This is a genomic window from Allocatelliglobosispora scoriae, from assembly GCF_014204945.1.
GTDB classification, from domain to species: domain Bacteria; phylum Actinomycetota; class Actinomycetes; order Mycobacteriales; family Micromonosporaceae; genus Allocatelliglobosispora; species Allocatelliglobosispora scoriae.
On record NZ_JACHMN010000002.1, the window covers coordinates 1,401,631 to 1,426,507 of the forward strand.

19 protein-coding genes and 2 pseudogenes are annotated in these 24,877 nt (G+C 69.7%); 8 read left to right on the forward strand and 13 right to left on the reverse strand.

The features are described from left to right. Positions 1-83: 83 nt before the first annotated feature. Complete coding sequence (locus F4553_RS11995; RefSeq protein ID WP_312875169.1) at positions 84-1,088, forward strand: LacI family DNA-binding transcriptional regulator; 1,005 nt, start codon at positions 84-86, stop codon at positions 1,086-1,088. An 82-nt stretch (positions 1,089-1,170) separates the two neighbouring features. Here the strand turns inward: F4553_RS11995 and F4553_RS12000 are convergent. Beyond that, positions 1,171-1,944: pseudogene (locus tag F4553_RS12000) on the reverse strand (SDR family NAD(P)-dependent oxidoreductase); the annotation flags it as partial. Then, on the reverse strand, positions 1,844-2,098 hold the full coding sequence (locus F4553_RS42940) for an SDR family NAD(P)-dependent oxidoreductase (RefSeq protein WP_221469866.1): 255 nt from the start codon (positions 2,096-2,098) through the stop codon (positions 1,844-1,846). The gene F4553_RS42940 and the pseudogene F4553_RS12000, both read right to left, overlap by 101 nt. Positions 2,099-2,232: 134 nt before the next feature. Here F4553_RS42940 and F4553_RS42375 point away from each other — a divergent pair, with 134 nt between their 5' ends. Together F4553_RS42375 and F4553_RS12010 are read left to right on the forward strand one after the other, a co-directional pair. Then, positions 2,233-2,919, forward strand: a complete 687-nt coding sequence (locus tag F4553_RS42375) for a TetR/AcrR family transcriptional regulator (protein ID WP_312875170.1) — start codon at positions 2,233-2,235, stop codon at positions 2,917-2,919. A 320-nt stretch (positions 2,920-3,239) separates the two neighbouring features. Continuing rightward, entirely contained in the window at positions 3,240-5,876 is a 2,637-nt protein-coding gene (locus F4553_RS12010) for a pectate lyase-like domain-containing protein (RefSeq protein ID WP_184835453.1), read from the forward strand. A 976-nt stretch (positions 5,877-6,852) separates the two neighbouring features. Here F4553_RS12010 and F4553_RS12015 read toward each other — a convergent pair. The 8 genes and pseudogenes from F4553_RS12015 to F4553_RS12050 all read right to left on the reverse strand — a co-directional run bounded on the left by F4553_RS12015 (position 6,853) and on the right by F4553_RS12050 (position 14,660). Further along, positions 6,853-7,668 (reverse strand): alpha/beta fold hydrolase, encoded by an 816-nt coding sequence (locus F4553_RS12015; protein WP_184835455.1) that lies wholly within the window; start codon positions 7,666-7,668, stop codon positions 6,853-6,855. Positions 7,669-7,736: 68 nt separating this feature from the next. Then, a pseudogene (locus F4553_RS12020) lies at positions 7,737-8,969 on the reverse strand (acyl-CoA dehydrogenase family protein); the annotation flags it as partial. A gap of 2 nt (positions 8,970-8,971) precedes the next feature. After that, positions 8,972-9,973 (reverse strand): phosphotransferase family protein, encoded by a 1,002-nt coding sequence (locus F4553_RS12025; protein WP_184840633.1) that lies wholly within the window; start codon positions 9,971-9,973, stop codon positions 8,972-8,974. Positions 9,974-9,984: 11 nt separating this feature from the next. After that, positions 9,985-10,956, reverse strand: a complete 972-nt coding sequence (locus F4553_RS12030) for an NADPH:quinone oxidoreductase family protein (protein ID WP_184840631.1) — start codon at positions 10,954-10,956, stop codon at positions 9,985-9,987. Positions 10,957-10,986: 30 nt separating this feature from the next. Next, entirely contained in the window at positions 10,987-11,436 is a 450-nt protein-coding gene (locus F4553_RS12035) for a MaoC family dehydratase (protein WP_184835457.1), read from the reverse strand. 1 nt (position 11,437) lies between these two features. Beyond that, the gene (locus F4553_RS12040; RefSeq protein WP_184835459.1) at positions 11,438-12,043 is read right to left on the reverse strand and encodes a TetR/AcrR family transcriptional regulator; all 606 of its coding nucleotides are present in this window, start codon (positions 12,041-12,043) and stop codon (positions 11,438-11,440) included. Next, positions 12,043-13,833: an acyl-CoA dehydrogenase gene (locus tag F4553_RS12045; RefSeq protein ID WP_184835461.1), complete on the reverse strand. Its 1,791-nt coding sequence runs from the start codon at positions 13,831-13,833 to the stop codon at positions 12,043-12,045. Before F4553_RS12045 ends, F4553_RS12040 begins: the two co-directional genes overlap by 1 nt. A 35-nt stretch (positions 13,834-13,868) precedes the next feature. After that, the gene (locus tag F4553_RS12050; RefSeq protein ID WP_184835463.1) at positions 13,869-14,660 is read right to left on the reverse strand and encodes an SDR family oxidoreductase; all 792 of its coding nucleotides are present in this window, start codon (positions 14,658-14,660) and stop codon (positions 13,869-13,871) included. 111 nt (positions 14,661-14,771) lie between these two features. Between F4553_RS12050 and F4553_RS12055 the strand changes: the two genes are divergently transcribed. Further along, the gene (locus F4553_RS12055) at positions 14,772-15,539 is read left to right on the forward strand and encodes an SDR family oxidoreductase (protein ID WP_184835465.1); all 768 of its coding nucleotides are present in this window, start codon (positions 14,772-14,774) and stop codon (positions 15,537-15,539) included. A gap of 10 nt (positions 15,540-15,549) precedes the next feature. Next, entirely contained in the window at positions 15,550-16,158 is a 609-nt protein-coding gene (locus F4553_RS42380) for an HAD family hydrolase (RefSeq protein WP_184835467.1), read from the forward strand. Positions 16,159-16,229: 71 nt separating this feature from the next. Here the strand turns inward: F4553_RS42380 and F4553_RS12065 are convergent, their stop codons facing one another. After that, a complete protein-coding gene (locus F4553_RS12065) occupies positions 16,230-18,188 on the reverse strand; it encodes an N-acetylmuramoyl-L-alanine amidase (RefSeq protein ID WP_184835469.1) in 1,959 nt (652 codons plus the stop codon). Positions 18,189-18,294: 106 nt separating this feature from the next. Continuing rightward, positions 18,295-18,942 carry a LysM peptidoglycan-binding domain-containing protein gene (locus F4553_RS42385; protein ID WP_221469867.1) on the reverse strand — a complete coding sequence of 216 codons (648 nt, stop codon included), beginning with the start codon at positions 18,940-18,942 and terminating at the stop codon, positions 18,295-18,297. Between the two features lie 878 nt (positions 18,943-19,820). Here F4553_RS42385 and F4553_RS12075 point away from each other — a divergent pair. Next, a complete protein-coding gene (locus tag F4553_RS12075) occupies positions 19,821-20,150 on the forward strand; it encodes a MerR family transcriptional regulator (protein WP_184835471.1) in 330 nt (109 codons plus the stop codon). Here the strand turns inward: F4553_RS12075 and glgC are convergent. Next, complete coding sequence (gene glgC, locus F4553_RS12080) at positions 20,147-21,382, reverse strand: glucose-1-phosphate adenylyltransferase (protein ID WP_184835473.1); 1,236 nt, start codon at positions 21,380-21,382, stop codon at positions 20,147-20,149. The genes F4553_RS12075 and glgC overlap by 4 nt on opposite strands. Before the next feature lie 69 nt (positions 21,383-21,451). Between glgC and glgA the strand changes: the two genes are divergently transcribed. Together glgA and F4553_RS12090 are read left to right on the forward strand one after the other, a co-directional pair. Continuing rightward, a complete protein-coding gene (gene glgA, locus F4553_RS12085) occupies positions 21,452-22,669 on the forward strand; it encodes a glycogen synthase (RefSeq protein WP_184835475.1) in 1,218 nt (405 codons plus the stop codon). A gap of 54 nt (positions 22,670-22,723) precedes the next feature. Continuing rightward, positions 22,724-24,745: an alpha-1,4-glucan--maltose-1-phosphate maltosyltransferase gene (locus F4553_RS12090; RefSeq protein WP_312875173.1), complete on the forward strand. Its 2,022-nt coding sequence runs from the start codon at positions 22,724-22,726 to the stop codon at positions 24,743-24,745. The last annotated feature ends 132 nt before the right edge of the window (positions 24,746-24,877 follow it).

Below are 24,877 nucleotides of genomic sequence, written 5' to 3' on the forward strand. Positions count from 1 at the left end.
CCGGAGAGCGCTCTCTCGCCGTGCTATAAAGGACCGTGCCTGCGAACACACCCCCCGCCAAGCGGCCGCTGACCCTCGAACAGGTGGCCAAGACGATCGGCGTCTCCCGCGCCACCGTCTCCAGGGTCATCAACAAGGTGCCCACCGTCGACCCGGTGCTGCGCCAGACCGTTGAGCGGGCCATCGAGGCGACCGGCTACGTGCCCAACCAGGCAGCCCGGTCCCTGGTCACCCGGCGGACCGACTCCGTGGCGCTGGTGATCTCCGAGCCCGAGCACCGCCACTTCGACGACCCGTTCTTCGGCCGCGTCTTCACCGACCCGTTCTTCGGCCGCATGGTGAGCGGTGCGATGAGCGTCCTGCGCCCGCTCGGCATCCAGCTCGTGCTGATGCTCGCGGAGAACGCCGACGCCCGCGCCAAGCTCATGACCTATCTCCGGCAGGGCCACGTCGACGGGGTGATCATCGACTCGACGCACCTCGACGACCCGCTGCCGCAGCAGATCGTCGAGCTCGGCCTGCCGATCGTGCTCTGCGGCCGGCCCGCCAAGCCCTATCCGATCAGCTATGTCGATGTCGATCACCAGTCCGGGGCCAGGCTCGCCGCCGATCATCTCGTCGCCCGGGGCTGCCAGGAGGTCGGCACGATCTCCGGCCCGCTCGACATGTCGGCCGCGCAGGACCGGCTCACCGGATTCCGGGCCGGGATGGCCCAGCACGGCCACGCCTACATCCCCTGCGTGGAGGGGAACTTCACGGTCGAGAGCGGCGAGCGCGCGATGGAGCAGCTCCTCGACGAGCACCCGCGCCTCGACGGCGTCTTCGCCGCCAACGACCTCATGGCGCAGGGCGCGCTCACCGTCCTCGCCGCCCGGGGCCGCCGGGTGCCGCAGGACGTCGCGGTGATCGGCTTCGACGACAGCAGCGCGGCGGTGTCGAGCCGGCCGCCGCTGACGACGGTGCGGCAGCCGCTGGAGGACATGGCGGCGGCGATGGCCCGCAACCTGATGAACCACGTCGAGGACGCTGAGCTGCGCGTCTCCTCCCACATCTTCGAGCCGACCCTCGTCATCCGCGAGTCCGCCTGACCCCCGAAGCCGCAACTCTTCAAGAGTTGGTCCTAAACCCCGTTAGGACCAACTCTTGAAGAGTTGCGGCTTGGGGGCGCAGTCAGCGGGTGGCGAGGGCGGGGAGGGTCACGCCGGTGAGGCGTTCGGCCTCGGTCCAGAGGCGGGCGGCGACATCCTCGTCGCGCATCCGCTTGGTGAGCCGCGAGGGCTTCGTCTCGCCGACGAGCTCCATGAAGCCGCTCGGCCCGTAGTATCCCCCGTTGACCACGGCCCGGCTCGTCGCGGCGTGGAGCAGCGGCTCGGTGCCCTGCTCCGGCTGCTGCGACGGCAGGATGTCGACACTGGTGAGCAGGCTCCGCTTGGGCTTGTCGCGGCCGAGGCTGGCCCCGGCGGTCTGCAGGTTGGTCTTGGTGTAGCCGGGGTGCGCCGCGACGCTCATCGCCCGCCAGCCGCGCTCGGTGATCACCCCGGCGAGGTGCCGGGCGAAGAGCAGGTCGGCGAGCTTGGACTGGGCATAGGACCGCATCGGGCTGTATCCCCCCGTCCACTGCAGGTCGTCGAAGCGGATCCGGCCGAAGTTGGCGGTGCCGCTGCTCATCGTCACGATCCGCGGCGCGTCGGCCGCGAGCACCAGTGGCAGCAGGCGCATCGTCAGCGCGAACGGTCCGAGGAAGTTGCTGCCGAACTGCAGTTCAAACCCGTCGGCCGTGGTCATCCGGGTCGGCGGCGCCATCACGCCCGCGTTGTTGATCAACAAATCGACTGGTACGCCATCAGCCGCCATCCCGTCGGCGAACTCGCGCACCGAGGCGAGATCCGCGAGGTCGACACGGCGTACCGACAACAGGGCTTCGGGGTTTTCGGCGAGGATCTCGGCGCGGGGCCTGCTCGCCCTTCGCCACCGTGCGCACCGCCATCACGACGTGGGCGCCCGCGGCGGCGAGCCGCCTGGCGGCCTCGCGGCCGGTGCCGCTGTTGGATCCCGTGACGACGGCGAGACGACCGGTCTGATCTGGCACGGTGTACATGATCTTCTCCCTGCGGACGTTGATGAGACCATCGGTCTGTTATTCGCCACCGTATCAGACCGCCGGTTCGTTAACAAGGAACCGGCGGTCTGTAAGCTAAGATCAGCACCACAGCCGACGGGAGGGCAGAGCGCGTGACCAGATTCGCCGAGTTCCAGCGGGCACGCAGCGAGGAGCAGCGTGAGGTGCGCCGCCAGGCGATCCTCGACACCGCCGCGGCGATGCTCGCCGAGATGCCCGTCGCCGACCTCAGCCTCAACGAGCTGAGCCGCCGGGTGGGCCTCGCCAAGTCCAACGTGCTGCGCTATTTCGAGACCCGCGAGGCGGTCCTGCTCGACCTCTTCGACACCGCCTGGCGCGGGTGGCTCGCGCGCCTCGGCACGGAGCTGCCCGCCGCGATCGATCCGGCGGCGCCCGTCGCCGAGCGGTATGTCCAGGTCGCCGACGTGCTCACCGCCTCGCTCGTCGCCGATCCGCTGCTCTGTGAGCTGATGAGCGTCTCGGCCGGGGTGCTGGAGCGCAACATCTCCCCCGAGGTGGCCAAGCGCTACAAGCTCGGTGCGATCGCCAACACCGAGACGCTGACCGCGCTGACCCGCGCCTGCCTGCCGGAGCTCGGCGCCAAGGGCGGCTTCCACTTCGCCGCGGGGGTGCTGCTCTCGACCGGCGGGCTGTGGCCACTGACCAATCCGACCGACGCGATGCTCTGCGTCTACGAGGACCCGGCGATGGCGGCGATGCGGCTCGACTTCCGCACCGCGCTGCACGAAATGCTCGCCACCCTCCTGATCGGCTGCTTGACCCGCTGGCCGGCGGAGTAGGCAGCCTTCTTTAGAGAAGTTTCGCTGGTCAGCGTGGCCCCACTCGGTTCGGAGAGCGCTCGCCCATGATCAAAATAATTTCCCGGCACTGATTTATCAATTCGAATGCTGCCCCGGGCAACAAATATGCTGGCCAGGGTGGCTTCACCTGTGCGCCAAGGGGTAGCGCACCCGACACGTGGTCGAAACATGGCCTTGACAGGAATCCAACAAACGACAACTCTTCTCCCAGAGAGCGCTCTCTAGTACGACCTCCAGCCCGTCCCTGAGCTGGATCCGCCCGGCACGTTCTACTTCCCAGCCCCCACCAGGGAGATGAGATGCAACCCGTTCGTCGTCTCGCCGTTCCCCGCGGCAGACCCCTATACGCTCTCGTGTTCGCCGTCCTCGCAGCGCTGACGGCCACCTATGCCGTGGCGCTCTCCAGCTCCGCCAGCGCCGCGGTCACCCTGCTCTCGCAGGGCAAGCCCGCCACCGCCTCGTCCGTCGAGAACGCCGGCACCCCCGCCTCCGCCGCCTTCGACGGCAACCTCACCGGCACGCGCTGGTCCAGCGCCGCGAGCGACCCGCAGTGGATCCAGGTCGATCTGGGCGGCACCGCCACGATCAGCCAGGTCGTGCTGCGCTGGGAGGCCGCCTACGCGACCGCGTTCCAGGTGCAGACCTCGGCCACCGCGACCGGCCCCTGGACCAACATCTACAGCACCACCACCGGCACCGGTGGGGTGCAGACGCTCAACGTGACCGGCTCCGGCCGCTACGTGCGGGTCAACGGCACCGCCCGGGCCACCGGCTACGGATACTCGCTGTGGGAGTTCCAGGTCTACGGCGAGATCGGCGGCGGCACCGGCTGCGGCACGGCCAACGCCGCCCTCGGCCGCCCCGGCATCGCGTCCTCGGCCGAGAACGCCGCCAACGCCGCCTCGCTCGCCTTCGACGGCAACGGTGGCACCCGCTGGTCCAGCCTCTTCACGGTCCCCCAGTGGATCTATGTCGACCTCGGCACCACCCAGTCCATCTGCGAGGTCGTCCTGACCTGGGAGGCCGCGTACGCGACCGCCTTCCAGCTGCAGACCTCGGACAACACGACGACGTGGACCACCATCTACTCCACCACCACCGGCACGGGTGGCACGCAGACCATCCCGGTCACCGGCAGCGGCCGCTACCTGCGGCTCAACGCCACCGCCAAGGCCACGGCGTACGGCGTGTCGCTCTGGGAGTTCGTCGTGCACACCGGCACGGGCACCACCCCGCCCAGCTCGCCCCCGCCCGCCAGCCCCAGCCCGAGCGGCGGGGTCATCCCCGGCGGCGGTTCGCTCGGCCCGAACGTGAAGGTCTTCGACCCGAGCATGTCGGGCGCGACCATCCAGGCCCAGGCCGACGCCATCTTCAACGAGATGGAGGCCAACCAGTTCGGTCTCCAGCGCTACGTCCTCGCCTTCAAGCCGGGCACCTACAGCGGCTTCAACGCGCAGATCGGCTTCTACACCTCGATCATCGGTCTCGGCCAGAACCCCGGCGACGTCCGGATCAACGGCGACGTGACCGTGGACGCGGGCTGGTTCCAGGGCAACGCCACCCAGAACTTCTGGCGGTCGGCCGAGAACCTCTCCATCTACCCGTCGGCCGGGTTCACCCGGTGGGCCGTTTCGCAGGCGGCCCCGTTCCGGCGGATGGACATCCACGGTGACCTCAACCTGGCCCCCGCGGGCTACGGCTGGGCCAGTGGCGGCTACATCGCCGACTCCCGCGTCAGCGGCTCGGTGGGCCCCTACTCGCAGCAGCAGTGGTACACCCGGGACAGCCAGATCGGCGGCTGGGTCAACGGCGTCTGGAACATGACGTTCTCCGGCGTCCAGGGCGCTCCCGCCAACAGCTTCCCGAACCCGGTCTACACGACCCTGCCGACCACCCCGGTCAGCCGCGAGAAGCCGTACCTCTACCTCGACGGTGCCGGTGCCTACCGGGTCTTCGTGCCGTCGCTGCGTACCAACGCGTCGGGCACCACCTGGGCGGGCGGCGCCACGGCCGGCAGCTCGCTGTCGATCAACTCGTTCTACGTCGCCAAGCCCGGTGACACCGCCGCGCGGATCAACCAGGCGCTCGCCCAGGGCCTGCACCTGCTCTTCACGCCCGGCGTCTACCACATCAACGGGACGATCAACGTCAACCGCCCGGACACCGTCGTGCTCGGCCTCGGCCTCGCGACGATCATCCCGGACAACGGCGTCATCCCGATGTCCGTCGCCGACGTGGACGGTGTCCGCATCGCCGGCCTGCTCTTCGACGCCGGCCCCGTCAACTCCCCGGTGCTGCTCCAGCTGGGCGCCGCGGGCTCGACGGGCAACCACGCCGCCAACCCGACCTCGATCTCGGACGTCTTCTTCCGGATCGGCGGCGCGGGCCCCGGCAAGGCCACGACCAGCCTCGTGGTCAACAGCAACAACGTCATCATCGACCACATCTGGGCATGGCGCGGCGACCACGGCGCGGGCATCGGCTGGACGGTCAACACCGCGGACACCGGCCTCATCGTCAACGGCAACAACGTGACGGCGACCGGCCTGTTCGTCGAGCACTACCAGAAGTACAACGTGATCTGGAACGGCCAGGGCGGCAAGACCATCTTCTTCCAGAACGAGCTGCCCTACGACCCGCCGAACCAGGCCGCCTACATGAACGGGACGACGAAGGGCTACGCGGCGTACAAGGTGGCCGACTCGGTCACCTCGCACGAAGCGTGGGGCCTGGGTAGCTACTGCTACTTCAACGTCGACCCGACTATCCACGCCGCTCGCGGCTTCGAGGTGCCGAACAACCCCAACGTGAAGTTCCACAGTGTGCTCACTGTGTCGCTGGGCGGAAACGGCGTCATCGACAACGTCATCAACACCACGGGTGGACCGGCTCAGGGGACGGCTACCGTCCCGAGCAATGTTGTCAGCTACCCCTAACCGGTAGCCACCCTCAGAAAACGGCCGGGCGTGCTTTCTTCGCGGATGCACGCCCGGCCCCTGCATGTCCGCCCACGATCCCCACAACTCTTGAAGAGTTGGTCCTAAGCCGAGGCGCGTTGCGATCCTCCCAACTGGTGATCACACCATTTCCCCAAAGAAGGCCTGATCATGACCCTTGATCACACCGTTTTCCCCGAATTTGGTGTGATCACGCCGAGCGCGCGGCCTGCCTCCCCGGCCCCGCGACGGTGATCACGTCGCTTTCCCTGAAGTAGACGTGATCTTGATCAATGATTACGTCTGCTTCCCCGAATTTAACGTGATCTCCACCCGCGAAGACCCTGCGCCGCCACATCGGGCGCCTTCTGCACCGCTTGCCACCCGGACCCGCAGCACGTCGCCCAGACCAGCTGCCCACGCGCCAGGCCGACTGCCCACGCGCCAGCCCCGGCGCCCGACGCGCCAGACCAATCGCCCAACGCGCCAGCCCCGGCGCCCGACGCGCCAGCCCCGGCGCCCAACGTGCCAGCCCCGGCGCCCGACGCGCGAGGCCCGTCGCCACTAAACCCGGCGCCAAACGCGCCAGACCCGGCGCCCACCAAACCCGGCGCCAAACGCGCCAGACCCGGCGCCCACCAAACCCGGCGCCAAACGCGCCAGACCCGGCGCCCACCAAACCCGACGCCAAACGCGCCAGACCCGGCGCCCGCCGGGCGCGCCCCGTCGCCCGAGGGACCGATCGCCGACGGACCCGCACTACGCAGACCAGCCCGAGCGGGCACCTAGCTCCCCGTCGGCGAGCTCTTGACCCTCGCCCCCACCGAAACGCGCCTCGATAACACCAACTCTTCAAGAGTTGCGACGATCTTGGCCGACACCGGCGAGCAGCGAGCAGCGAGCGACGAGCCACGAGCAACGGCCAGGGAGCGACGAGCAACGGGCGGGGAGCAGGGAGCGGCGGCGGGTCTGGGTGCTACGGGAGGGTGGGGAGCCAGGACTTGAGGGCTGCGGCTACCTCGTCGGGGGTCTCCATGTGGGGGATGTGGCCGGCGTCCAGCTCGACATAGGTCCACTCCGGGTGCCTGGCCGCCGCGGCCCGGGCGTTCACCACCGACACCAACCGGTCGTGCGTCCCATGGACCAGCAGGACCGGCATCGTCAGCGCGTCCAGCTTCGCCTGATAGGTCGACGCCCGCCCCAGCACCCGCAGCAGCGACCGCGACGCCGCCACGTGCGCAGCGACCCGGTCCGGCTGCACCCGGTCCATCTCGCCGTCCTGCGCCACCATGTCCTCCACATAGGACGCAGAGATCCGCGAGACGTCCGAGCAGCACAGATCCAGTGTCGCGGCGACCCGGTCCCGGGCCGGAATCCGGGCGATCCGGCGCCGGATGACCAGCTCACCGAGCCCGGGGACGAGCTGGACCAGGAACTGTTTGCGTACCATCGGATCGATCTTGGCGCCACGCGCGGCCGGGAGGGTCGGGTCGATGAGTGCCAGACCGCGGACCAGGCCGGGGTTGGCCGCCGCGACGAGGATCGAGATCATCCCGCCCATCGAGTTGCCGACGAGCACGGCGGGCTCCCCCACCTTCTCGGCGATGAAGCGCTGCACCAGCGCCGCGTTGGCCTGCACGGTCGTCGACCGCGGGCCGCTCGGCGGGCGCAGCCCGAACCCGGCGAGGTCGAAGACGTGCAGCGGCCCGACATCGGCGAGCAGTGGCGTGAGCTGGGACCAGTTGAGCCCCGACCCACCCAGTCCGTGCACGAACACCAGCGGTGTGGTCATGCCTTCGGCTCCATTTCCCGCGCGCCCTGCGGGGCTCCCTCGCTTCGCTCGCTCACTCCTCGTGCCAGCGCATATTTCCTCAGCTCGGACTTGGCCAACGACATCTTGTGTACCTCATCGGGGCCGTCGGCGAGGCGCAACGAGCGCGCGCCGGCCCACATCGCGGCGAGCGGGAAGTCCTGGCTGACGCCACCGCCGCCGTGTGCCTGGATCGCCTTGTCGAGGACCCAGCCGGCCATCTCCGGTACCAGGATCTTGATCGCCTGGATCTCCGTGTGCGCGCCCTTGTTGCCGACGGTGTCCATCAGCCAGGCGGTCTTGAGCACCAGCAGCCGGGCCGCCTCGATGCGGCAGCGCGCCTCGGCGATCCACTCCCCCACGACGCCCTGCGCCGAGACCGGCTTGCCGAACGCCGTCCGCGACAGCGCCCGGCGGCACATCAGCTCCAGCGCCCGCTCGGCCATGCCGATCAGGCGCATGCAGTGGTGGATCCGGCCCGGCCCGAGCCGGGCCTGCGCGATCGCGAACCCCTCGCCCTCGCCGACGATCAGATTCCCGGCCGGTACGCGCACCCCGTGGAAAACGATCTCCGCGTGCCCGCCGTGCGACGAGTCGTCGTAGCCGAAGACCGTCATCCCCCGCTGGATCTCGATCCCGGGGGTGTCGCGGGGCACCAGGATCTGGCTCTGCTGCCGGTGCCGGTCGGCGGTCGGGTCGGTCTTGCCCATGACGATGAAGATCTGGCAGTTCGGGTTCATCGCGCCGGAGGCGAACCACTTCCGTCCGGTGATGACGTAGTCGTCGCCGTCGCGCACGATGCTGGTCGCGATGTTGGTGGCGTCGGAGGAGGCCACGTCGGGCTCGGTCATGCAGAACGCCGACCGGATCTCCCCCGCGAGCAGCGGCTTGAGCCAGCGCTCCTGCTGCTCGGGGGTGCCGAACATCGCGAGGACCTCCATGTTGCCGGTGTCCGGTGCGCTGCAGTTCATCGCCTCGGGCGCCAGGTGCGGGCTGCGGCCGCTGATCTCGGCGAGCGGGGCGTACTGCAGGTTGGTCAACCCGGCGCCACGAGTGTCGTGGGGAAGGCTGTGCCCTCGTCCTGCCTCCGGCAGGAAAAGGTTCCACAGGCCGAGCGCTCGGGCCTCCGCCTTGAGGGAGGCCATGACCGGCGGCGTCGACCAGTCGGTGATCTTCGCGGTCTGCTCGGCGAGCACGGCCTCGGCGGGGTAGACATGCGACTCCATGAAGCCGAGCAGACGTTCGCGCAGCTCGGTGGTGGTCGCGTCGAACTCGAACTCCATTGTCATGCCTCCCGGGTGGTTGCCAGCATCGCGTGGCCGCGCTGGACGAGCTGCGGTACGAGGGGGCCGAAGGTCTCGAAGCCCGCACCGACCGTCTGACCGGCCACGTATCGGTAGTGGATGCCCTCGGCGATGACCGCGAGCTTGAAGCAGGCGAAGGCGACATACCACGGCAGGCGGTCGATCGGCGTCGAGGTGCGCTCGGCGTAGCGGGCGGCGAGCACCTTCCCGTCGGGGAAACCGGCACCGCCGCCATCGCCCCGGAAACCGCCGTCGAGCATGATCTGCCAGTAGAGCAGCAGCAGGCCGACATCGGTGAGCTGGTCGCCGAGGGTCGCCATCTCCCAGTCGAGGACCGCCGCGATCCGGCCGTCCTCGGCGACGATCACGTTGTCGAGCCGGTAGTCGCCGTGGACCAGCCCGGACCGGGTCGACTCGGGCTGCTCGGCGACGAGGCGGTCGTGCAGCTCGTCGATGCCGGGCAGGTCGCGGCTGCGCGACGCGTCGAGCTGCTTGCCCCAGCGGGCGAGCTGCCGGGTGAGGTAGCCCTCCTGCTTGCCGAAGTCCGCGAGCCCGACGGCGGCCGGGTCGATCGCGTGCAGCTCCACCAGCACGTCCACCAGCGACATCGAGAGCTCGTGGAGTCGCGCGGCACCGAGCGGGGCGGCCTGGGCGGCCGTGCGGAAGACGGTGCCCTCGACGCGCTCCATCACATAGAACGGGGCGCCGAGCACCTCGTCGTCCTGGCACAGGGCGATCGTCGCCGGGACCGGCACGGCGGTGGCGGCCAGCGCCGACAGCACCCGGAACTCGCGGGCCATGTCGTGTGCCGTGGTGAGCACGTGGCCGAGCGGCGGTCGGCGTACCACCCAGGTGGTTGTGGTGTCGGTCACCGTGTAGGTGAGGTTGGACCGTCCACCCTGGATCAGCTCGGCGTCGAGCGGGCCACTGACCAGGCCCGGGCACGCCCGCTCCAGGTAGTCGGCGAGCCGCGCGGTGTCCATGCCGACGGCGGTCACGCAACGACCACCAGGCGGCCGACGCTCTGACCGGCACCGAGGCGGGTCAGACCCGCCGGGGCCTCGTCGAGCGGCATCGTGCCGCCGACCAGCGGCGTGATCTGTGCGGCGTCGGCGAGGCGGACCAGCTCCTCGTGCGCCGTCGTCAGCAGGCCGAGGTCGTGCTGCTTGTAGAGGCCCCAGTGCAGGCCGAGGATGGAGTAGTTCTTCACCAGCGCGTGGTTGAGGCCGGGCGTCGGCACGGTGCCACCGGCGAAGCCGACGACGACGATGCGCCCCTCGAAGGCGATGCAGCGCGCCGAACCGGTGTAGGCGTCCCCGCCGACCGGGTCGTAGACCACGTCGACACCCGTGCCGCCGGTGAACTCCTTCACCTCGGCGATGAAGTCGCGCGCATGGCGGTCGATCACCAGGTCCGCGCCGAGACCGGCCGCGACCTGCGCCTTCTCCTCGCCGCCGACGACCGCGATCACCCTGGCCCCGGCCGCGCGGCCGAGCTGCACCGCCGCGCTGCCGACCCCGCCCGCAGCCGCGTGGACCAGCAGCGTCTCGCCCGGCTGCAGCTTCGCGCGCCGATGCAATCCGAACCACCCCGTCTGGTACGCGATGTGCAGGCTCGCCGCAGCCGCGTCGTCGAGCGAGTCCGGTGCGCTGAACGCGTCGGCCACGGACATCAGGGCATATTCCGCGAGCGCGCCGTGCGGCAGCGCCGGTGTCCCGATGACGCGGGTGCCGACATCGATCCCGTCGCCCGAGACGACCTCACCGCACAGCTCGACACCGGGAGTGAAGGGCAGCGGCGGCCGGACCTGGTACTGCCCCCGGCACAGCAGCACGTCGGGGAAGTTGAGCGCCGCGGCGCGTACCCTGACCAGCACCTGTCCGGGACCCGGCTCCGGAGTCGGGACGTCGACCAGCTTCAGCACCTCGGCGGGCTCACCGTGCTCGTGGAGCTGCCATGCCTTCATCGTCACTCCAGGTCTCTTCTCGTCGTCGGGTCAGAAGTAGTAGCGGGACACGGTCTCGGCGACGCAGACCGGCTTGTCGCCGCCCTCGCGTTCGACGGTGACCCGGGAGACGACCTGCAGGCCGCCCTCGACCTCGTCGACGGTGACCACCTCGACGGCGGCCCGGACGCGGGAGCCGACCGGCACCGGCGCGGGGAAGCGCACCTTGTTGAGGCCGTAGTTGACCGCCATCCGGGCACTCGCGACCGCGACCAACGGCGAGGCGAGCTTCGGCAGCAGCGAGAGCGTCAGGTAGCCGTGGGCGACCGTGGTGCCGAAGGGACCGGCGGCGGCCTTGACCGGGTCGGTGTGGATCCACTGCAGATCGGCGGTCGCCTCGGCGAACCGGTCGATCCGCTCCTGGTCGATGGTGAACCAGTCGCTGTGCCCGAGCGAGGTGCCCGCGGCTGCCTTCAGCTCGTCGGCGGTGGTGAAACCCATGCTAATTCTTCCTGTCCGAGGTGAGAGAGTCCGATGTGGACGGGGCCAGGGCGGCGAAGACGACGGCGCAGATCTCATCCGCGATCTCGGCGGCCTTCTTCGGACCGTCCGGCCGGTACCACGTGGGCATGGTGCTGGTGACGCCGAAGATCATCCAGGAGATCACCTCGGGCGAGGCGACGGCGGCGAAGTCGCCGCTCGCCTGCGCGTCGCGGATCACCCCGCGCACGGTGTCCTGGTAGCGGCGCCACTGGGCCTGGAGCGCGTGCCAGTGCTCCAGGTTGAGCTTGGTGCGCTCGCGGGTGAAGACGGCGGTCGCGAGCGAGTGCTCGGCCGTCGTCTCCACCACGTCGGCGATGATCGCGCGCAGGGTCGGTACGGGCGCCATCTCCTGGGCGAGCACCCGGTCGAGCCCGGCGAGCTGCTCGGCGATGACCGAGCCGTAGATCTCGAAGAGCAGCTCCTCCTTGGAGGAGAAGTAGTGGTAGAGCGCGCCCTTCGTGACCCCGGCCCGGTTCACCACCTGCTGCACCGAGGTGGCGTCGTAGCCCAGCTCGGCGAAGAGCTCCGTGGCCGCGGTGAGCACCCGCGTCCGGACATCGTCCATCAGAAGGCCTCCGTGCCGATCTCCATCAGCGCGTTGTCGGTGCGCTCCAGGACGGCCCGGCGGGCGGCGAGCTCGGGCAGGACGGTGGCGGTGAAGAAGCGGGCGACCGCGAGCTTGCCGGTGTAGAAGTCGGTCTCGGTGCTGCCCGCCGCGAGCGCGGCCCGGGCGACGGCGGCCTGCCGGGTGAGCAGGTAGCCGATGAGCAGGTCACCGACGCTCAACAGCAGCCGGGTGGTGTTCTGCCCGACCTTGTAGACCTCGTCGACGTGGTCGCGGGCGGCGGACTGCCAGCCCAGCATCGTCTCCATCATGGACGTGACATCGGCGAGCGCCTCGCGGACGGCACCGGCCTCCGCCTTGAGGTCGCCGTCGACCGTGGCGAGGAACGCCTCGATCTCGGCGGCGACGGCGTCGAAGGCGACCCGGCGGTCCCGCACGATCTTGCGGAAGAAGAAGTCGAGGCCCTGGATGCTCGTCGTACCCTCGTAGAGAGTGTCGATCTTGACATCGCGGAGATACTGCTCCATCGGGTAGTCCTGCAGGAAGCCGGAGCCGCCGAGCGTCTGCAACGACAGCGTCAGCATCTCCCAGGCCCGCTCGGAGCCGACGCCCTTGACGATCGGGAGCAGCAGGTCGTTGACGTTGGTCGAGAGCTCGCCGCCCTGGTCGAGCCAGTCGGCGGTGTAGAGGTAGACCGCGCGCATCCCCTCCGCGTACGCCTTCTGCAGCATCAGCATCCGGCGAACGTCGGGGTGGTTGTCGATCGTCACCCGGGGTGCGGTCTTGTCGGCGGCACGGGTCAGGTCCGGGCCCTGGACCCGGCTGCGGGCGTAGTCCAGCGCGTTGAGGTAGCCCGTCGACATCGTCGCGATCGCCTTGACGCCGACCTGCATCCGGGCGAACTCGATCACCTTGAACATCTGGGCGATGCCGTCGTGCACCTCGCCCGCGAGCCAGGCCACGGCCGGCTGCTGCTCGCCGAAGCGCAGCTCGCAGGTGGTGGAGACCTTGAGCCCCATCTTCTTCTCGACGTTGGTGACGTAGACGCCGTTGCGCTCGCCGAGCTCGCCGGTGACCGGGTCGAAGCGGAACTTGGGCACGATGAACATCGACAGGCCCTTCGTCCCCGGGCCGGCACCCTCGGGGCGGGCCAGCACGAAGTGCACGATGTTGTCGCTGAGGTCGTGCTCGGCCGAGGTGATGAAGCGCTTGACGCCGGTGAGGTGCCAGGAGCCGTCGGGCTGCTGGACCGCCTTCGTCGTGCCCGCCCCGACATCGGAACCGGCGTCGGGCTCGGTCAGCGCCATGCTGCCGCCCCAGCCCCGCTCGATGATGATCTCGGCGATGCGCTGCTGCTCGGGGGTGCCGATGCGGTGCAGCAGGCCGCCGAAGCCGGGGCCGCCGCCGAACATGTAGACCGGTGCGTTGGCGCCCTGGATCAGCTCGCTCAGCGCCCACCAGAGCGCGCGGGGTGCGGCGGTGCCGCCGGCCTCGACGGGCACGTCGAGGCGCCACCACTCGGCGTCCATGTAGGCGCGGTAGGACCGCTGGAACGATTCGGGCATCGTCACCGAGCTCGTCGCGGGGTCGAAGACCGGCGGGTTGCGGTCGGAGTCCACATAGGAGGCGGCGATCGGGCCGGTGGAGAGCCGGTCGACCTCGTCGAGCATCGTCGCCGCGGTCTCCGGATCGAGGTCGGCGAAGCGGCCCCTGCCGAGCAGGCCGCCCGTGCCGAGCACCTCGAAGAGGTTGAAGCGCAGGTCGCGCACGTTGCTCCGGTAGTGGCTCATGAAGATCCTCTCACAGTCATACCGACCAGTCGGTTTCAGCCTACGTCGCGCAGTCGCCGGACGCCACGGACCCAGCGATCAGGGTCGGACGCCTTGTGGACCAGGAACTCCGCCACCTCGGGATGGGGCAGGATCAGGAAGCGCTCCTCGTCGAGGCCAGCGATCACCGCGTCGGCGACCTGCTCGGGCTCGATGATCGACCCGGCCGCGGCGACCGATCGGGCCGCCGTCGAGCCGGCCCGGACGCCGTCCATCAGCAGCGGGGTGTTGACGCCCTGCGGGCACAGGGCGCTGACGGTGATGCCGCGGTCGCCGTACATGATCGCGAGCCACTCGGCGAAGGCGACGGCGGCGTGCTTGCTCACCGAGTAGGGAGCATCGCCGAGCGCCGTGAGCAGCCCGGCCGCCGAGGCGGTGTGCAGCAGGTAGCCGCTGCCGCGCTCCAGCATCCCGGGCAGCACGGCGCGGGTGGAGTAGATGTGGGCCATCGTGTTGACCCGCCACGCCCGCTCCCAGTCGGCGTCGGCGGCGTCGAGAAGGCCCAGCCCGGTCGCGATGCCCGCGTTGGCGCAGAAGAGGTCGATCGGGCCCAGCTCGGCCTCGGTCCGCTCGACGAACTCGCGGACCGACGCCTCGTCGGCGACGTCCGTCCGGACCCCGATCGAGCGCACGCCGAGCGCCCGCAGCTCCACCGCGAGCGGCTCCGGATCGGTCAGATCGCTCACACCGATCGCCGCCGCACCCTCGGCCGCGAAGCGCCTGGCCAGGGCCGCACCGATCCCACCGGTGGCGCCGGTGATCGCGACAACCCTTCCGCTGACCCGCATGATGCTCTACCTTCCATATGCACATACCGAACGGTCGGTAACCTACGAAACATAGGCTCAGCAAGCGTCGGCCGTCAACGACCAGCCGCCCGATCCCAGGAGAGAAGCCACATGCAGACCGGACTCACCGGCAAGACCGCATTGATCACCGGGGCCTCCCGAGGCATCGGCCGGGCTATCGCCGAGGCGCTCGCCGCCGAGGGCTGCAACGTCGTGCTCAGCTCGCGCAAGCAGGACGCGCTCGACGAGGTCGCGGCCTCGATCCGGGCGGCATACCCACAGGTCGGGGTGCTCGCGAAGGCGGCACACGTCGGCGAGCCCGAGCAGGCCCACGCCTGCGTCGAGGCGGCGGTCGCCGAGTTCGGTGCGGTCGACGTGCTCGTCAACAACGCCGGCACCAACCCCTACTTCGGGCCGATGGTCGACCTCGATGTGGCCCGGGCCGAGAAGACGGTGCAGGTCAACCAGTTCTCCATCGTGCTGTGGACGCAGACCGTCTGGCGCGCGTCGATGGAGCGCAACGGCGGTTCGATCATCAACATCGCCTCGATCGGCGGGCTCAGCAGCGAGCCGGGGATCGGCTACTACAACGCGACCAAGGCGGCCGTCATCCACCTGACCCGGGGGTTCGCGGCGGAGCTGGCGCCGAAGGTGCGGGTCAACGGCATCGCGCCGGGGATCGTGCGGACGCAGCTCGCCCGCGGGCTGTGGGAGAACAACGAGGAGTTCCTCAACGAGCACACGCCGCTGGGGCGGATCGGCGAGCCCGTCGACATCGCGCACGCGGCGGTCTTCCTCGCCGGGGACACGTCGTCGTGGATGACCGGGCAGACGATCGCGATCGACGGCGGTGCGCTGATCCGCTCGTCGCTGAGCTGAGGCCGGGCGGGTGACAGCGGCAGGGAAGCGAGCGCTGCTGATCGACTATGGCGGCGTACTCACGACTGATGTCTTCGTCTCGTTCGCGGCCTTCAGCGCGGGGCACGGGCTGCCCCCCGACCACGTCGCGACGGTCTTCCGGACCGAGCCGCGCGGCCGCGAGCTGCTCGTCGGGCTGGAACGCGGAACGATCGCGACCGGCGACTTCGAGCGGGACTTCGCCGACCTGCTCGGGGTGGCGCCGGAGCGGCTGATCGCGCGGCTCTTCGCCGGGGTGCGGGCCGACACCGCGATGCGCGATGCGGTGCGGCGAGCCCGGGAGCAGGGCATTCGCACGGTGCTCGTCTCGAATTCGTGGGGTGCCGAGGGCTACACGGAGCTCGACGAGCTCTTCGACGCGACGGTGATCTCCGGCGCGGTCGGGGTACGCAAGCCGAGCCGGGCGATCTACGAACTGGGCCTCGCCGCCGCCGGGGTCCCGGCGGAGCGCTGCGTCTTCGTCGACGACCTCGCCGCCAACCTGGTGCCCGCCCGGGACCTGGGAATGGCCGTGATCGAGCACAGGGGCCCGGAGACGACGATCCCGCAGCTGGCGGCGGTGCTCGGCGTGACCCTGTGAGCCACGGTTCGCAGCAAAGCGTGGCCTCGCTTCGCGCGATGGCCACGCTTTGCTGCAAACCGTGACGGGGGTCAGCGCAGGGACAGGCGGATGTCGACGTCGGCGAGGTTGACGTAGGCGATCCGGTGGCCGAACTGGATCTGGGCGTACTTCGTGGTGCCGCTGATGACGGTCCAGTCACCGGGCGACGTGCCCGCGAAGGTGGAGGAGCGGTAGTACTCCGAGGGCGCGAACAGGCCCACGCTGTACTTCTCCCCCGCCGCGAACGTGTACTGCGTGAGCGGGGCGAGCGCCTGCACCGGTACGCCGGTCGGGTAGGCCGCCGCCTCGGGATAGGCCCGGCCGTAGACCGGAACCGTCGCCCTGCCCGCCTTCGGGGTGGCGATGAAGCCCAGTGACCACAGTGCGCTCGGCGCGGACGGCGGGTTGTAGAACCAGCCCTTCTGGCCGAGGTACCAGATCGCGGTCCAGTCGCCCTGGATCTCGGCGACCGCGTACTGCTGGCCCGTCGAGGCCCGGGCACCGTGGTCGGAGATGAGCATCGTCGAGGCCGGCCTGGTCGGGTTGCGGCCCTTGTCGGCCAGCAGCGGCGAGGCAGCATCCGGTGCGGTGTGCAGGATCACCGACGACGAGCCGTGCAGGACGCACGGGGTCGTGCCGCTGACGCAGCCGTAGAACGCGGGCTGGTTGCTCTCGTAGTCCGGGTTGATCGTGACGAGCCCGGCGTGCGGGGTGCCGACGCCACGGAAGGGCCGCCCGAGCAGGTCGAAGTAGTGCGACCAGTCCCAGTAGGGGCCCGGGTCCCAGTGCATGCCCTGCACGCCGGCCGGGGTGGTGCCGTTGACGTTGTCGTGGCCGATGATGTGCTGCCGGTCCAGCGGGATGCCCAGGCGCAGCGCCAGATAGCGGACGAGCTTGGCGGAGCTGCGGTACATCGCCTCGGTGAACCAGGCGCCCTGGCGTGCGGCGTACCCCTCGTGCTCCAGGCCGATCGCCTTGGCGTTCACATACCAGTTGCCCGCGTGCCAGGCGACGTCCTTCGCCTTGACGTGCTGGGCGATGTGCCCGTCGACCGAGCGCAGGGTGTAGTTCCACGACACGTAGGTCGGGTCCTGCACCATGTTGATCGTGCCGTTGTAGCTGCCCTCGGTCGAGTGGATCACGATGTACTCGATCTTCTGCTGCTGCGGCCGGTTGCCCGTGTCGTGGTTGCCGTAGGCGGTCGGGTTGGCGCCGAGGCTCTGATAGGGCGCCGGGATCCACTCGCAGGAGAGCTCGACCGGGCACTCCAGGCCGTCCGGGCGGGCGAGTTTGCGCAGGCCCAGCCGGTCGAGCCAGTCGCGGATCGGGTGCACCGCACGGGCCGGCAGGGTCACCGCCTCGCCGTCGTCGGTGGTCCGGGCAGCACCGGCGGCGATCGTCGCGTAGACCTCGTCGGCGAAGGCCGCCGCCGCGTCCGCGTTGTCGGCCCCGCTGTACTTCGCCACCGCGCCGAACCAGGCCGCCGGGTCACTCGCGGCCCCGGTCGGCCCCTGCACCCCCGACTGGTACGCCGCCAGCAGCGCCGCACCGCCGCGGATGTTGACCGCGGGGTCCTCGCGCAGGCTCGCCTCGCTGACCCCGATCAGCTCGGCGGCGGCGGTGAGCGTCCGCATCGAGGCCGGGTCCGGCGCCGGAGCGGTCTGCACCGGCACCACCTCGAACGGCCGGCTGTCGTCGCCGCGCGGATCCTCGTCGGCATCGTCGTGGTGCCCGCCGGGAAGGCTCGACACGTAGGCGGCGTCGGTCAGGTGCATCGGGCCGTACCCGCCGCTGGTGCTGGGTGCGCCGCCGTTGACGTCCCAGCGGGACTCCAGATAGGACACACCGAGCAGGATGCTCTCCGGCACGCCGAATTCGGTTGCCGCGGCGGCGTAGTCGCCCTGGCGGCCGGTCGCCTCGGGCTCGGCGGATGCGGGGATGGGTGCGCTGGCGGCGATCGCGGTGGCGGCGACGACGGCCAGGAGCCGGACCGAGACTCTTCGTCTCATCGGGGGGTCTCCGTTCCTCAGACGTGACCCCCACAGTCACCCGGCACCCCACCTATGTCAATAGTTTTCACTTCACGTTTAACATCAGGCGGAAAGCTTCATCGAGCTACATCATCTTCAGCACGTCTCCCGCGTTGATCAGGTCGGGATCGGTGATCTTCGGATTGAGCTTGAGGATGCCGTCGACGGTCACGCCGAAACGGCCGGCCACCGCACTCAGCGTGTCCCCCGGCTGGATCGTGTAGCTGCTCGCCAGCCCCGCCTTCGGCTTCTTCGCCGTCGCCTTCTTCACCGAGGTGGTGGCCTTCTTCGCCTTGCTCGCGGACTCCTTGCCCGTCGCCGCCTTCGCGCCCGAGGCCTGGAGCTTGACGAGGAGCCGCTGCGCGTCGTCGAGGTTGGCCGCGACGTGCACGTGGTTCATGTGCGCGGCACTCGTCGCCGGGCCGTAGAAGGACTCGCTGACCTTCTTGCCGTTCTTGACGTAGAAGCCGTTGTCGTCGCTGAAGGGCGTGGTGTGGATCAGCTCCAGCAGGTAGCCGCTGTACTGGTGCATCCAGCGGGCGAAGTCCCGCATCGCCTTCTGCCCGGCGGCGTTCTGCGCCAGCGCGAAGTCGACGGCCTTCTTGTCGACGTGGAAGTCCCAGCCCGGCCGGTCCCGCCAGCCGCCCGGGCAGGTCGGGCAGGTGTCGGTGACCTTCAGCTTCACCGGCGCAAACTTGGCGACCTCGATGAGCACCTCAAACGCTTCGGCCACCCCGCACACCACCCCTCCCCTCTGATTTCACCAGCCGCGAGCCGGTGATCGCGTTGTTTCCGGGAAACAGCTCCCTCGGCCGGTCCGCGAGGGGGCTGTTTCCCGGAAACAACGCGATCAAGGAGCGAGCGTGCGGGCCGGGTCAGAAACGCGCGACTCGCCGAGCGCGAAAATCTGTAGGGGCGGTAGTAGACATTCCCCGGGGGTGTGTGTAAAGTTTGAGGAGTTGAGAGAGAAGATCTATCGAGTGCGACAGACGAACTGGCGCACGACGTAGGGAGCAAGAAGCACCACCGCCTGTGATAAGCCGAGTGTCCCTGAGCCGGGTAAGTGATCGTGGCTCCGCGGAGACGCAGCAGGCCAAGGGGACGAAATTCCAGGTCCCGGCACGACCGCTTGTTGTAAGTCGGGTATCCCTGAGCCACGAAGTTGAACGGGCTCCGCGGAGACGCCGCAAGCCAAGGGGGCAGATGTCCGACGCCCCGGCACCACAGCACGACCGCCTGTGACAAGTCGAGCATCCCTGAGCCGGGCAAGTGATCGTGGCTCCGCGGAGACGCAGCAGGCCAAGGGGACGAGGTTCCAGGTCCCAGCACTTCAGTTGAGCAGTGACCAAGAGGTAGTTGAGAGAGGAGAAGGTGCCATCGGATCCCGTCCGACGAAGTGTGTCGGCGGAACCGCAGACCCCGAGCGAAAGAAGGTGGTCCCCGGTCGTATCCACGGTTTCCTTAAGGCCCGCGCTAGTCAGGCGGGTTCAGGACGCGATGAGCTGGTGTAACTGATCCAGCGATGGTATTAACTCGAGCTCTCCTAGGGTCCCGGTGCACACGCACCGGGACCCTCACCCGCGTTCACGACCCATTCAAGGAAAGGTGTGCATGACCTCTGCCGAGAAGGCTTCGGCCGATAAGTTCGACGACGACGACTACCCCGCCTACACGATGGGGCGGGCAGCGGAGATGATCGGCGCGACCCCCGCGTTCCTCCGCTCACTGGAGCAGGCGCGCCTGTTCGACCCGCTGCGCTCCGACGGCGGGCACCGCCGCTACTCCCGCTATCAGCTGCGCCTCGCCGCGCGGGTCCGCGAGATCGCCGACCAGGGTACGCCCGTGGAAGCGGCCTGCCGGATCGTGATCCTGGAGGACCAGCTCCAGGAGGCGCTGGAGATCAACCGGCGAGCCACCGAGAGGCAGCTCGCCGACGGCTAGTCCTTGACTATCTGGTTTTTGCCGATGACGACGATGCCGCTCTCGGTGACGGTGAAGCGCTCCCGATCGCGGTCCAGGTCGACACCGATCTGGGCCCCCTCGGGGATGCGCACATTTTTGTCGATGATGGCGTTGCGGACGACCGCGTGGCGGCCGATGTCGACGCCCTCCATCAGGACCGAGCCGTGCACGTGCGCCCAGGAGTGCACGAAGACGTTGGGCGAGACGATCGAGTTCTCCACCAGGCCGCCGGAGATGACGGCGCCCGCCGAGATCATCGAGGTGACGGCGCGGCCGGCCCGGTCGGGGCCGTCGTGGACGAACTTCGCGGGCGGCCACGGCGGGTGGTCGGTGAAGATCGGCCACTGGAAGTTGTAGAGGTTGAAGACCGGCAGCAGCGAGATCAGGTCCATCTGCGCGTCGTAATAGGAGTCGAGGCTTCCCACGTCGCGCCAGTAGCCGCGGTCGCGGTCGGTGCTGCCCGGCACCACGTTGTCGCGGAAGTCGTAGACGTTCGCCTCGCCCTTGGCGACGAGCGCCGGAATGATGTTGCCGCCCATGTCGTGGCGGCTCGTCGGGTCGAGGGCGTCGGTGACGACCGCCTCGCGCAGCGCGTCGGCGGTGAAGACGTAGTTGCCCATCGAGGCGTAGACCTCGTCCGGCGAGTCGACCAGGCCGACCGCGTCGGTCGGCTTCTCCCGGAACCGCTTGATCTTCTTGCCGTCGGTGTCGACGTCGATGATGCCGAACTGGTCGGCGAGGGCCAGCGGCTGGCGGATCGCGGCGACCGTGACCGAAGCGCCGGACTCGATGTGCTCGGCGACCATCTGCGCCGGATCCATGCGGTAGATGTGGTCGGCGCCGAAGACGAGGATGTAGTCGGGGCGCTCGTCGTTGACGAGGTTCATGCTCTGGTAGATCGCGTCGGCGGAGCCGGCGAACCACCGGGGTCCGAGCCGCTGCTGCGCCGGGACGGGGGTGACGTAATTGCCGAGCAGCGTCGACATCCGCCAGGTCTTCGTCACGTGCCGGTCGAGCGAGTGCGACTTGTACTGCGTCAGCACGACGATCTTGAGATAGCTCGCGTTGGCCAGGTTGGACAGGACGAAGTCGATGATCCGGTAGATCCCGCCGAAGGGGACAGCCGGCTTCGCGCGGTCCGCCGTGAGGGGCATGAGCCGCTTGCCCTCGCCACCGGCCAGGACGATGGCGAAGACCTTGGGAGCAGCCATGGTCAAGACGGTAACCACTCTCGCGCCCGTGCGCCAGCGTTACCGTTCCATTGCCACTACTCTGCGGCTGTGACCGACTCTTCATCCACCGCGTCTTCCGCTCTCCGCGTCGATCTGCTCACCCGCGAATACCCGCCGGAGGTCTACGGCGGCGCCGGGGTGCACGTGGAGTACCTCGCCCGTGAGCTGCGCTACCACGCCGATGTGCGAGTGCACTGCTTCGGCGCGCCCCGGACCGAGCCCGGCGTGACCGCCTACGCGGAGCCGGCCGACCTCACCGGGGCCAACGCGGCGCTGCGCACGATGGGAGTGGACCTGGCGATGGCGGCCGGCTGCGCCGGGTCCGACGTGGTGCACACCCACACCTGGTACGCGAACCTCGCCGGCCATGTCGCGAAACTCCTGCACGGCGTGCCGCACGTGGTCACCACGCACAGCCTGGAACCCCTGCGCCCGTGGAAGGCGGAGCAGCTCGGCGGCGGCTACGCCCTCTCGTCGTGGTGCGAGCGTACGGCGATCGAGTCGGCCGACGCCGTCATCGCCGTCTCCGCCGGGATGCGCCGCGACGTCCTCACCGCCTACCCCTCGGTCGATCCGGCGCGGGTGCACGTGGTCCACAACGGCATCGACACCACGCAGTACGCACCGGACCCGAACACCGATGTCCTGCGCCGGCGGGGAATCGACCCGGATGCGCCGACCGTCCTGTTCCTGGGCCGGATCACCCGGCAGAAGGGCCTGCCCTACCTGTTGCGGGCGGCGAGGTCGCTCCCGGCCGACGTGCAGCTCGTGCTGCTCGCGGGTGCCCCGGACACGCCGGAGATCGGCGCGGAGGTGCAGGCGCTCGCCGAGGAGCTGCACGCCACCCGGGGCAACGTGGTCTGGATCCAGGAGATGCTCCCCAAGCACGAGGCGATCCAGGTCCTCACCCACGCCACCGTCTTCGTCTGCCCGTCGATCTACGAGCCGATGGGGATCGTCAACCTGGAGGCGATGGCGTGCGAGACCGCCGTCGTCGCCACCGCCACCGGCGGCATCCCCGAGGTCGTCGCCGACGGCGAGACCGGGCTGCTGATCTCGACCGAGCAGGCGGCCGACGGCACCCCGCTGGACCCCGAACGTTTCGTCGCCGACCTCGCCGCCGCGATCACCGAGCTCGTCACCGATCCGCAGCGCGCCGCCGAGCTGGGCCGGGCCGGTCGCCGCCGGGCGATCGAGCACTTCTCCTGGACCGCGATCACCGAGCAGACGATGCAGATCTACCGGTCTGTGCGCAGCGTCATGTGATCACGATGCGGCACTCGCGTTCCGCGAGTGCCGCCGCTGCAATAGGGTTGAAACGTGAATAGCTTGCCCCCGGCGCTCGGTCGCCTCCCCATCGAGGACGTGACCCCGTCCGTCGCGGGCGGCACGCTGCCCGCCAAGGCCGTCGTCGGCGAGTGGGTGCCGGTCGGGGTGACGACCTATCGGGAGGGCCACGACGCCATCGGCTGCAACGTCGCCTGGCACGGCCCCGACGGGGTGGCGCGGCCGTTCACCCGGATGGTCCCCGGTGCGCCGGGCACCGACCGCTGGCACACGACGATCCGGCCCGACGCGGTCGGCGCGTGGAGCTTCACCGTCGAGGTCTTCGCCGATCCCTATCTGACCTGGCGTGACGCGGTGAGCAAGAAGCTCGACGCCGGTCAGGGGCCGGGCGACCTCGCCAACGACCTCGCCGAGGGCGCGCTCATCATGAAGGCGGCCGAGGCGACCGTGCCCGCCGAGTCGGTGCCCGAGGTTGTCGCGGCCGGGAAGGCGCTGCTCGACACGTCGCTGCCACTGATCGGGCGGGTCACGCTCGCGATGCACCTGGCGGAGCTGCTCTGGGAGCACCCGGTCCGCGAGTTCGTCACGGTCGGGCAGGCGCACCCGATCTGGTGCGATCGCGTCGAGGCGCTGTTCTCGGCGTGGTACGAGTTCTTCCCGCGGTCCGAGGGCGCCGTGGTGCCCGTACCCTCCTCGGGGTCGATCTTCGGGGGGAAGCGCAAGGCGGTCGCGAAAGCGCGCCACGGGACCTTCGCGACCGCGACCGAGCGGCTGCCCGCGGTGGCGGCGATGGGCTTCGACGTGCTCTACATGCCGCCGATCCACCCGATCGGCACGCTCAACCGCAAGGGCCCCAACAACACCCTCATCGCGGGTCCCGACGACGTCGGCTCGCCGTGGGCGATCGGGTCGGCCGCCGGCGGCCACGACGCGATCCACCCCCAGCTGGGTACGCCGTCCGACTTCCGAGCGTTCGTCAAGGCGGCCGACGGGCTGGGCCTGGAGATCGCGATGGACCTCGCGCTGCAGTGTGCGCCGGACCACCCGTGGGTCGCCGAGCACCCGGAGTGGTTCACGACCCGGCCCGACGGGACCATCGCCTACGCCGAGAACCCGCCGAAGAAATACCAGGACATCTACCCCCTCAACTTCGACAACGACCCCGAGGGGATCACCGCCGAGATCCTGCGCGTCGTGCTGCACTGGGTGAGCGAGGGCGTGAAGATCTTCCGCGTCGACAACCCGCACACCAAGCCGATGCACTTCTGGCACCGGCTGATCTGGGAGGTCAAGGCGGTCGACCCGGACGTGCTCTTCCTCGCCGAGGCGTTCGCCCGGCCGGCGATGATGCACGGCCTGGGCCGGATCGGGTTCACCCAGTCCTACACCTACTTCACCTGGCGCACCACGCCCCGGGAGCTGCGCGATTACTGCGAGGAGCTGATCGCGGCCGCCGACCACATGCGGCCCAACTTCTGGCCGACCACGCCGGACATCCTGCCGGAGAACCTGCAGCACGGCGGCCCGCCGATGTTCAAGATCCGGGCGGTGCTGGCGAGCCTGCTCTCCCCCGCCTGGGGGATGTACGCGGGGTACGAGCTCTTCGAGCACGTGGCGCGCCCCGGCGCCGAGGAGTTCATCGACAGCGAGAAGTTCCAGCTCCGCCCCCGCGACTGGGCCGGCGCCGAGGCGGCCGGGCGGTCGCTCGCGGGCTACATCACCCGGCTCAACGAGGTGCGGCGAGCCAATCCGGCCCTGCACTGGCTGCGCAACCTGCGCTTCCACGAGGTCGACAACGACCAGGTCCTCTGCTGGTCCAAACGCGATCCGGAGACCGGCAACACGGTCCTCGTCGTGTGCTCGATGGACTCGCGCAACGTCCAGTGGGCCAACACGACGCTCGACATGCCCGCGCTCGGCCTGGACTGGCACGACCGGTTCATCGCCACCGACCAGCTCGCCGAGGTCACCTTCGACTGGGGCCAGCGCAACGCCGTGCGCCTGGACCCCTTCCTCGAGCCCGCCCACGTCTTCCTCGTGCGTCCCCGTGGCTGAGCGCATGTCCGTCGCCAAGCCCACGCCCGCGGTCGAGCCGACGCCCGCGGTCGAGCCCACGCCCGCGGTCGACCCGACGCTCCCGGTCGGACCCGCGGCGCCGCCGACCGCGCCGGCACCCGTGGCCGAGCC